This is a genomic window from Arthrobacter sp. NPDC057009 (genome assembly GCF_042673905.1).
Classification (GTDB): Bacteria; Actinomycetota; Actinomycetes; order Actinomycetales; family Micrococcaceae; genus Arthrobacter.
Window position 1 is genome coordinate 20347 of record NZ_JBHUSB010000033.1, and the last position, 7167, is coordinate 27513.

7 protein-coding genes are annotated in these 7167 nt (G+C 61.8%); 4 read left to right on the forward strand and 3 right to left on the reverse strand.

Going from position 1 to position 7167, the window contains the following annotated elements; genetic code table 11:
- Positions 1–2 precede the first annotated feature (2 nt).
- Entirely contained in the window at positions 3–1502 is a 1500-nt protein-coding gene (locus tag ACFTR6_RS21160; RefSeq protein ID WP_377959369.1) for an aldehyde dehydrogenase family protein, read from the forward strand.
- A 126-nt stretch (positions 1503–1628) separates the two neighbouring features.
- On the opposite strand, the gene ACFTR6_RS21165 is transcribed toward ACFTR6_RS21160, so the two are convergent.
- The 3 genes from ACFTR6_RS21165 to ACFTR6_RS21175 are packed head-to-tail and all read right to left on the reverse strand — an operon-like array spanning position 1629 to position 3122.
- Entirely contained in the window at positions 1629–2126 is a 498-nt protein-coding gene (locus ACFTR6_RS21165) for a hypothetical protein (RefSeq protein WP_377959370.1), read from the reverse strand.
- Positions 2127–2138: 12 nt separating this feature from the next.
- Positions 2139–2666: a cupin domain-containing protein gene (locus ACFTR6_RS21170; protein WP_377959371.1), complete on the reverse strand. Its 528-nt coding sequence runs from the start codon at positions 2664–2666 to the stop codon at positions 2139–2141.
- A gap of 45 nt (positions 2667–2711) precedes the next feature.
- Positions 2712–3122, reverse strand: a complete 411-nt coding sequence (locus ACFTR6_RS21175) for a nuclear transport factor 2 family protein (RefSeq protein ID WP_377959372.1) — start codon at positions 3120–3122, stop codon at positions 2712–2714.
- Between the two features lie 366 nt (positions 3123–3488).
- Between ACFTR6_RS21175 and ACFTR6_RS21180 the strand changes: the two genes are divergently transcribed.
- The 3 genes from ACFTR6_RS21180 (at position 3489) to ACFTR6_RS21190 (ending at position 6757) form a co-directional block, all read left to right on the forward strand.
- On the forward strand, positions 3489–4922 hold the full coding sequence (locus tag ACFTR6_RS21180) for a sugar porter family MFS transporter (RefSeq protein ID WP_377959373.1): 1434 nt from the start codon (positions 3489–3491) through the stop codon (positions 4920–4922).
- Between the two features lie 94 nt (positions 4923–5016).
- Positions 5017–5784, forward strand: a complete 768-nt coding sequence (locus ACFTR6_RS21185) for an SDR family oxidoreductase (RefSeq protein ID WP_377959374.1) — start codon at positions 5017–5019, stop codon at positions 5782–5784.
- Positions 5785–5947: 163 nt separating this feature from the next.
- Positions 5948–6757, forward strand: a complete 810-nt coding sequence (locus tag ACFTR6_RS21190) for an IclR family transcriptional regulator (RefSeq protein WP_377959375.1) — start codon at positions 5948–5950, stop codon at positions 6755–6757.
- Positions 6758–7167 lie beyond the last annotated feature (410 nt).

Sequence of the window (7167 nt, forward strand, 5' to 3'; positions counted from 1 at the left end):
TCATGACCACCACCCAGCACAGCTTCGCACCGTCCGAGCAGGCGCAAAGTTTCCTCTCCCGCGACGTGCACCAGCTCTTTATCGACGGCCAGATGGTTTCGGCCGAGTCCGGAAAGACCCTTAGCACCAATAATCCGTCCACGGGTGAGGTTCTGGCGCGTTTCGCTGCCGGCGGCCCGTCGGATGTCGACCGCGCGGTTGGTGCGGCGCGGAAGGCCTTTAACGGGCCGTGGAGTTCCTGGAGCCCTTACGAGCGGCAGGCGCTGTTGAACCGTGTCGCGCAGGTCCTTGACCAGAGGTTCGAGGAGCTCGTCCAGATTGAGGCCGTGGACATGGGCGCCCCGGTGTCGAGGCTGCGCAACTCCAAGGCCTCACTGATGAAGATGCTCGCGTTCTTTGCGTCGCAGGCGACCAGCATCTCCGGTGAGACGCTGATGAATGGCATCCCCGGGAACGTGGCAACCATGACGCTGAAGGCACCGGTCGGTGTCATTGGCGGGATCATCCCTTGGAACGGCCCGCTCAACGGGCAGTTTTGGATAATCGGTGCTGTCCTGGCCAGCGGGTGCACTGCCGTGCTCAAGCCGGCCTCGGAAGCGTCGCTGTCGGTGCTGCGCACAGCCGAGATCCTGCACGAAGCCGGGGTCCCGGCAGGGGTCATCAATGTCGTCACAGGGTCCGGCAGCTCAGCCGGAAACGCCCTCGCGGCACACCCCGACGTCGATCGAGTGGCGTTCACAGGTTCCACCGAGACCGGCCGCCGCATCATCGAAGCCTCCACTACGAACATCAAGAAGCTGCAGCTGGAATTGGGCGGCAAATCCGCGGACATCATCTGTGCCGACGCGGACCTGGACAAGGCCGTGCCGGGAGCCGCCATGGGCGTCTTCTCGAATTCAGGCCAGATTTGCTTCGCCGGCACCCGCGTGCTGGTCCAGCGGCCCATCGTCGAGCAGTTCACGGAACGGCTGCTGTCCTTCATGGACACGCTCAAGGTTGGGCACAGCCTGGATGACGCGGCGACCCTGGGCCCGGTCGTCAACCAGAGCCAGCTGGACACGGTACTGAACTACATCGATATCGGCCGCAATGAGGGCGCCGAACTGCTCTACGGCGGGGCCCGCCTCGGCGATGACCTCGGCAACGGATACTTCGTGCAGCCCAGTGTCTTCGGCGGGGTCAACAACAACATGCGCATCGCCCGCGAAGAGATCTTCGGGCCGGTCCTTTCCATCCTTCCCTTCGACGACATCGACGAAGCCATCGCCATCGCCAACGACAGCGAATACGGCCTCGGCGGGGCGGTCTGGTCCCAAAACCTGTCCACCGCACTCCGCGCCGTGCACGGAGTCCACACCGGCACCATGTGGGTCAACTGCTACGGCTACATCGACCCGCTGGTCGGTTTCAGCGGAACGAAGCTGAGCGGCTACGGATACAAGGGAACTGCTGCCCACATGGACACCTACCTGTACACGAAGAGCGTCTACATGCAGCTCTAGGACTTGAAGCGGAGCCGGTGCGCGGATGAAGGATCCGATCCTCGCTGTGCGCGGAAAGGCGCCGGGAACGCAATTGGCCGCCGTCCACGTGGACGGCGGCCAATTGCGTAAAACGCCTTGCTGCGCCTAGCGGTGCACGTGGCCTCTAATGCTGAGGGGAAAGGAGGTATAGACGAAAGTCGCCGGGGCGGGGTGCAGGTTTTGGAGATCGTGCAAGCTGCCCCGCAGTACGATCGAGTCCCCCTTGGAGAGCGTTACTTCGCCGTCTTCCAGCATTACGGCCAGCTCCCCGTCGAGCATTGTGATTACGTGCAGGGATGCGTCCGTGTGCAGGTCGGGCACCGCCAGGGTGTCACCCGATGCACCCGGGACAGTGAGTATCCGGACGACGGCACCCTCGGCCGGCGCGTCGGGCCCGAGCGTCCAGCCGGCCTCCGGATGATCCTCCGGAGCAGCGGGGATAGTCCGCTGTTGCCATAGCTCCTGCAGCAGGATTCCGTTGGGCAGCAGGGTGGCGGGGAGGTTTCGGTCGTCAGCGACGACGGCGGATGCCTTTGAGGCGTTGACCCCTACGATGACCCGGCGGGCAGGCGTGGACAGGTCAGTGCTGTTGGTGGAGTGCATGGCCGTCGGCGTTCAGCGAATCACGCTGATGTGAACGGCGGAGACCACGCATGGCTTGTCCGTCCTGTTCCGCCAGGCATGCTTGGTGCCGCGCTGTACGATCGTGTCGCCCTGCCGCATGGTTGTCTCGCCGGTGTCGAGAAGAACGCATGCCTCCCCGGAAATCACGGTGACGATATCGATCGTGTCCGTCGTGTGCATTCCCGGTGCATCGTTAGGATCGATCGCGTCTCCGGCACCGGATTCCGCAAGAATCCTGGCGTAGCCGCCCTCGTAGTCCCATTCACTGTCCGGGGCAAAGGCCGTGATCACGTAGTTATACCCCGCCGGCGGCGGCGGGATGATCGAGGCATCACCTGGACCGTTGGGTGCCATCACAGGCGTCGGCACTTGTGTGGCCTGCCACAGGTGGTTGCGGGTATAGCCGTCAGCGACGAGCCTGTCAGTCGTTGGACCGTCACTGACGAACGACGACTTACCGTCCGCATCCAGCCCGGTAACGATCAGACGGGACTGAAATTCGCGGTGTTCTCCCACCATGGTTGTGGTCCTTTCGATTGCTGAGATAATTTCTGCGGCCTCTGCCTAAAAATGCTCCGCCAGGCCCTTTTCTTGCTCCAGGGCTTCGAATACGGGGGCGTTGTCCACATAGATACGCTGGTCGACGAATTTCCCGTCGACCACGGTGATTTTGGAAGCCGCCTTGATCTCGATCACGGCACCGCTGCGAAGAGTCCAACGTCCGATGGATTCGAAGAAAATGACTCCACCCTCTTCCTCCCACACATTCACGAGGTCATGGCCGAGGGATTCCACCTCATTGAGCTTGTCACTGAGAGCCGCGATGATGTTCTCACGGCCCTTGATCTCCGGACTGTTCCCGAAGGTCAGGGTCATGTTTTCCGCGTAGTAGGACCCGAACTCGGAGGGGTTGTTCGCCTCCATGGCTGCGTAGTACTCGGTCAGCACCTTCGCCGTCTCGGCAGTTGCACGCATGGCTTTTCAGACCTTCCTTCTCCTCGGCGTCATCACTTGGGTCCTCACAGGCGACAAGTGACAGACTCCCTGACTATTGACTCAGTCTCATAATACAGGATATGTTCAAGATCACAGCAGAGAAGCTTGTGCGACATCAGGCTGAAGCGCCGGCGAATAGAGCCAGGGGCGAAGGTCAGATCACTGGTCCTCACCGAGACGATCCACCCGTGTCGAGCAAGGGCCAGCCCGAAAACATATCGCTGGGTCCCCGAGGCATGGGACCGGCACCAACCCAAGGCAGTAAGACGCATGACGATCGAGGCCGATCGGACCCGCGGGGGCGGGACTTGCTCCCTGAGCCTTGCTCATCAATAAGGAGACCTCGTGTCCGAAAAACTACATTCGACAGGAGCGCTGACCACCCCGGCCGGTCGCGAAGACCCGAGAACGTTTATGTTCCGGCTCACCGTGATCGCCAGCCTGGGCGGTCTGCTGTTCGGTTTCGACACTGGCGTGATTGCAGGAGCGCTTGTGTATCTGCAGGAAGACTTCCAGCTGAGTGCCGTCGCGGAGGGACTCGTCGTCACCTCCCTCCTGTTCCCCGGCGCGACGGCAGGAGCGCTCCTGGGCGGCCCGATCGCCGACCGGGTGGGCCGGAAGAAGTCACTGGTCGTGGCCGGTGTCATCTTCGTCATCAGCACGGCCGTCTGCGCTCTCGCTCCCAACGTGGCCATCCTGGTCGCGGGACGCATTGCCCTCGGATACGCCGTCGGCGTTGCCTCCGTGGTCGTTCCCCTGTACCTTGCCGAAATGGCGCCGGCGTCACAGCGGGGCCGCATTGTCACCGTGAACCAGCTCATGCTGGTCATCGGCCTGTTCCTGGCTTTCGTGATCAACGCGGTACTGGCCAACCTGATCGGTGACCAGGTCGTGTGGCGCTACATGCTCGGCGTCGCAGTGGTGCCCGCCGTCGCACTCCTCGTGGGCATGCTGACACTGCCCGACACGCCCCGGTGGTATGCGAGCAAGCAGCGGTGGGCGGAAGCAAGGCATACCCTGCAGCGGGCGCACCTGGCAGACCGTGTCGAGGATGAGTACCAGCAGATTACGGCCATCGTCGAAGCAGACCATATCCAGGGCAAGGTCTCGATCTTTTCGACATTGCGCGAATCGCCATGGATGAAGCGGCTGGTCGTCATCGGCATCATCTTGGCCGTCGCCCAACAGACCACCGGCATCAACGTGGTCATGTACTACGCGCCGACCGTGCTGGAGAGCTCTGGCCTCACCCGGTCCGCGTCCCTCCTCGCCTCAGTCACCGTGGGTATCGCCATGATCGTGTTCACGGTGGTCGGCATGTGGATTCTCGGACTCATGGGCCGGCGCAAGATGATGCTGCTCGGATTCGGTGGTGTTGCCGCCTCCCATCTGGGGCTCCTCATTACTTACCTGCTGCCCGACTCCACTCTGCGCTCCTACCTGATCCTGGCGTTCATGCTGCTGGTGACCGCCTTCATGGTGACCTTCCTAGGCACCACCGGATTCCTCGTTCTGTCCGAGCTGTTCCCCTTGCCAATCCGGGGATTTGCCATGGGAGCTTCCCTTGGCGGGCTCTGGATCGCCAACTCCCTCATCTCATTCCTGTTTCCGATCCTGGCCGAGCAGTACGGCTCTGTGGCCGTCTTCTCCGGGTTCCTTGTGCTCAACCTCCTGGCCGCGTTGTTTGCATTCCGCTTCATCCCCGAAACCAAGGGCCGTACCTTGGAAGAGCTTGAGGTTGAACTGCGGGACCGCTACACCGGCTCACCCGCGGCCTAGTCCTGACGCTGCAAGGCGTCGTCCTTCGATGCGCGTGCCGGCAGGGGCCGGCAGCCATGATCCACCCTCTCAGCAACAGAAAGTGAGACCCCAAATGACTGAATCCAGATTCGCTGGAAAGGTCGCCTTTATTACCGGTTCCGGGAGCGGAATCGGCCGTGCTACGGCGATAGCATTCGCAGCGGAAGGGGCCAACGTCGTGCTGGCCGATATCGACACCTCGGGCAACGAGGAAACAGCCCGACTGCTGGCCCAGTACGGCGGCCAGGTGCTGACGGTCAAATGCGATGTGACGTCTTCACAGGAAGTCCAGGCTGCCATTGAACAGACGGTTCAGGAATTCGGCCGCCTTGATATCGCTTTCAACAACGCGGGAATTGAACAGCCGCCAGCAGCTCTCATCGACATCTCTGAGGATGAGTGGTCACGGGTGCTCGACATCGACCTGCGCAGTGCGTTCCTGTGCATGAAGTACCAGATTCCCGCGATGCTTAAGACCGGTGGCGGATCCATCGTCAACACCTCCTCGGGAGCCGGAGTTGTCGGGATCCGGGGTCAGGCAGCATACGTCGCCGCGAAGCACGGATTGATCGGCCTGACCAAGTCGGCGGCGTTGGACTATGCCGCGCAGGGCATCAGGGTGAACGCAATCTGCCCGGGCATCATCGAAACGCCGATGATGGACAGGTTCTCCGGCGGCACCCCCGAGGGCCGGGAGCGAGTGATCGGCCAGGAGCCTGTCGGCAGGATGGGCAGCCCGGAAGAAATCGCCTCGGCGGTTCTGTGGCTGTCCTCGGACCTTGGCAGCTTTGCAACCGGTCACGCAATGGTGATCGACGGCGGCCAGACCGTAGGCATCTGATCTGTAGCACCAACCAAGAAATCATCGGCAGGGTGGCGGACGCTGAACATCAACTCAGCGTCCGCCGCCGCGCCGCGCCTATAATGGCAGTAAAGCCGCCGTTCGTGAGGCTGCCTTCGATGGTCTTGGTATACGGCTCGTAGAGAAGGATGGGCCTCAGGTCATGAACGGACTCGGTTTGTCGGAGAATGTCGCTGAGCTCACGGGCAGCTCCGACAGCGCTGGCAGTCTTGCCAGAATGCTCACTATCCTGGACCTCTTCACGGAACAAGAGCCTGTCTGGTCGACGGCAGACCTCATTGAAGCTCTTGAAACCTCACGTTCCACGGGCTACCGCTACATCAAGACCCTGCATGATGCGGGCCTGCTCACCACGGTCCGCAACGGATACTACAGCCTTGGTCCCAGGATCATCGAGATGGACCTACAGATCCGTCAGACGGACCCCTTACTCCTCGCCAGCCACGGGGTCCTGGAAGAACTTGTAGAGAACGTCGGACACTCCGCTCTGTTGTTGACCGCGTTCCGTGACTCGGTGCTGTGCGTAGGCGAAGTCCGCGCACCATCGAGCCCGGCAAACCGGTTCAGCCGGGGACAACGCCGGCCGTTGTTCCAAGGTGCCGGTTCAAAAGTCATCCTCGCCTACCTCCCCCATCACCGGCTGAAGGCAATCTACCCGCGCTACAGTGCTGAAATTGAGAAGGCCCGGCTGGGAGCTTCCTGGAGCGAGTTCCGCAAAGCCCTGGGTCAGATTAAGAAGGACGGCTACCTGCTGACCCGCGGGGAGTTCAACCCAGGAGTCTACGGCGTCGCCGCGCCCATCCTCACCGACCAAAAAACATCCGTGGGCAGCGTGGGCGTCGCATGGGATGAACACGTCCGCGACATCAACATTGAGCAGGCGGTGAAGGCCGTTAAAGAAGCGGCAGCCACCGTCTCCAGGCGCCTCATCCAGAGCCAGAACGACGCGTAGGTCCGATCAGCAGGCTCCAGTCCGGGTGAAGAGGCCCACACAGATACGTGCCCTGCCCTGAATCTCTGACTCCTGTCGCCATCTTTCCCAACGCTCGCAGCACAGCTGCCTCACCCGGCCATTGTGTCCACGCAGTCCCCCGTTGCCGTGGCAGCACCGCCGGCAGAGACTAATCTCCCCCGTATCCCGGGCGGCAGCACCAAAACCCGGCTCACGAGAACGTCCAGGCCTCCCCTTCCCGCCGCAGTCATCTGGCTATCCGAAACCCCTGTAGGTGCAGCTTTCGCGGGCTGAAGGCCTGGAGAAATTCCGAGTTCAATCCAAAAATGCCTGGACGCCTATTTCAGCAAGTAATTGACGATATCCCGTCATGTGGGATATAGTGAATTTAGAGCGACTGGCCGGGATGT